At 65.2% G+C, this 1,875-nt stretch carries 2 protein-coding genes and 1 pseudogene; all 3 read right to left on the bottom strand.

Annotated elements, in window-relative coordinates:
• The coding region (locus C8029_RS04375) for a VirB8 family type IV secretion system protein (protein WP_152002346.1) at positions 1 to 633 on the bottom strand (633 nt) is incomplete at its 3' end.
• A gap of 17 nt (positions 634 to 650) precedes the next feature.
• Positions 651 to 1,664, bottom strand: coding sequence for a TrbL/VirB6 family protein (locus C8029_RS04370; RefSeq protein ID WP_074646922.1), 1,014 nt, complete (start codon positions 1,662 to 1,664; stop codon positions 651 to 653).
• Positions 1,665 to 1,875, bottom strand: a pseudogene (locus C8029_RS04365) (hypothetical protein); the annotation flags it as partial.

The following is a 1,875-nucleotide window of genomic DNA, read 5'->3' as shown; positions in this document are numbered from 1 at the left end:
GCCCAAGGGGTTGGCCCAGACATCCTGAAGGCGCTGGCGGGTTTCGGGTTGGAAGTCGTAACTGAGCGTGGCGACGTAAGACCGGGTCACGGTGCGGGTGTCGCGCGGCCGGCGCAGCGTGCGGGTGAAGCGGACCTGGGCCACGCCGCGCTCGATCTGGTTCACGGACTTGATGACCACCTCGATCTTGGCGTCGCGCCCATAGACGGTGATCGGGTAGTCCTCATTGGTAGAGGACCAGAGATCGCGCAATGTGCGGGAAGCATCACCGTCGGAGCGGTCGAGGACCGAGTTGATGCGTTGCTCGCCATCGGTCAGGTCATAGGTTTCGCGGTCATCGACATAGGCCACCAGATTAGCCTGGATGATCGCATCGCTTTCCGAGAGCGTCAGGGCCTGGACGGCGGCGACCCGGTCCATCTCGCCGGTCTCCTTGTCGACCACGACCACAAAAGTCTCGGTCGTCTTGAGCGGAAAGAGGCTCGCACCCGCGACCATTCCTGCCACGCCGACCAACACGCCCGCAGCCGCGACGAACCAAGCGAAACGCTCGCGCCGTCTTGGCCCGTAGATGAAATCCGCCTCGAAAGCGTCGCGGTCAGGCGCGGAGGAACTGGTCACAAGCTTCTTCAAAGTCGTCGTCTTTCACATCAGGGTTTGCGGAAGGCCTTGGCGGCGGAGAGAAGCGCGCCGGGGCTTTGCCGGATCAATTCGCCGGTCTTCACCACGCCCGCATTGGCCATCTGGTTCAGCTCATGCGGGGACTTGCCGGTGACGAGGCGCGCGGTCGCGCCGGTGCCATACTGGCGCGTGTTCACGAAGCCCTGCCGCGCGAGCCCGGTCAGGCCCACGGCATTCGAGGCAATGCCGACAACACCGGTGAGGTTGGAGGCGATGTAGGGGACTGAGGCCATGATCCCGGCGCTGAGGATCAGAATGACGAGGAAGGGCAGGATGAGGCTGACGGTCTCGACATCGCCCGGATCGGCCGAGGCGTCCCCGATCACTTCGGCGATCGCAACGATGATGCCCGCGGCCCCGGCGGCCGCGACCGGCATGAGCGCATAGCCGATGGTGGCGCGGGTCCAGGCCTCGAAGAGGGACTGGGTCGGCTTGAAGAGCGAGGTCACGATCATGAAGGGGGCGATGACGATCATCAGCGCGAAGACGATCCGGGCGAAGGCGATGATCCCGGCGGTGACGGCGGCGAAGACGGCGGAAAGGACGAAGAAGATGGCACCCAGGACCGCGCCGAAGACCCAGCCCGCGCGGTCGCCGATCGTGTCGCCATAGGCGGTGATGCGAGCGACCATGTTGTCGAGGCTCTCATAGACCCCGGCCTCGTCGCCCGACCCGGTGAGCGCCAGGATCGAGGCGCCGACGGAGTCAGGAACGCGCGTGACGATGTCATAGATGACGCTGAAATTGTCCCAGCTCTGCGCGAAGATCCCCACGAGCGCGATCTTCATGCCGAAGGCAAAGCCGGTGCCGAAGGACAGGGGGCGGAGTTGCATCACCGCGTTGATCCCGAGGAGCACGACAAGGAGCGCGGCCCCGGCGGAGATCACATCGCCGACAGCACCTGCCGAAGAGACAAACCCGTCCTGCGCCACGGTATCCACCGCGGCGTCGACCTGGCTCAGGATGTCGCGAATGACCCCCATCTACTCCGCACAGGCCTCCACAACTTGCGCCTCGAGCGCGTCGGCCTGCGCGTAGAGATCGAGCACCTTGAATGGCAGGCGTGGGTTGTCCGAGGTCTGGAACCGGGGCAGGGCGGTGAGCGCCTGATCCCAGGTGAAGTCGCCCAGCAGGCAGGTGCAGGTTTCCGAGGCGAGGGCTTCTTCAGCAACAAGGATGCGCAGGATCGCGCGG

The organism is Roseobacter sp. TSBP12, from assembly GCF_009129705.1.
GTDB classification, from domain to species: Bacteria; Pseudomonadota; Alphaproteobacteria; order Rhodobacterales; family Rhodobacteraceae; genus Celeribacter; species Celeribacter baekdonensis_A.
The sequence above is the reverse complement of the archived record's forward strand: the minus strand, read 5'-3'. Positions and strand labels throughout refer to the sequence as shown.

Excerpts from the sequence above, each read along its gene's own strand:
- C8029_RS04370 (WP_074646922.1), bottom strand. The coding sequence starts at position 1,664 with ATGGGGGTCATTCGCGACATCCTGAGCCAGGTCGACGCCGCGGTGGAT.